Source organism: Methylobacterium sp. E-065 (genome assembly GCF_022829605.1).
Classification (GTDB): Bacteria; Pseudomonadota; Alphaproteobacteria; order Rhizobiales; family Beijerinckiaceae; genus Methylobacterium.
Map to the genome: position 1 here is coordinate 1 of NZ_JAKSYD010000192.1, position 436 is coordinate 436.

The window sequence follows — 436 nt, forward strand, 5'->3', positions numbered from 1 at the left end:
CGCCGCCGACCGCGTAGCCGGTGCGGAAGCTGTCGTTGCCGGCGTAGCCGCCGAACGAACGGTCAGCGCTGCCCGAGCCGTAGGCGAAGCCGCCGGTGCCGTACACGAGGGTGCGGTCGAAGGCGTAGCCGAGGCGGCCGCGCACGGTGCCGAAGTAGTCGAGGCTCGACAGGCCGCGCGGATCGGTGACGTAGTAGCCGGGGGCGAGCGCGCCGCCGGAGATGAACGAGCTGTTCCGGCTGCGGCCGAAGTCGAGGTACTGGGCGTCGGCCTCGATGCCGACGACCACGCCGTTGCCCGGGGTCAGCTGGAAGTTGTAGCCGATCTGGGCGCCGCCGGAGAAGCCGTCCTGGCTGTTGTTGCGGAAGGTGGCGACGGTGCCGGGGGTGGCGTAGGGGAAGGGCACGCCGAAGCTGTTGCCGGTGGAGCGGCTGGA

Annotated in this window: 1 protein-coding gene; it reads right to left on the reverse strand. The window is 71.6% G+C overall.

Annotated features, from left to right (window positions below; all coding sequences use genetic code 11):
• A partial coding sequence (locus MKK84_RS23750; protein WP_409566537.1) for an outer membrane protein occupies nt 1–436 on the reverse strand: 436 nt, incomplete at both ends.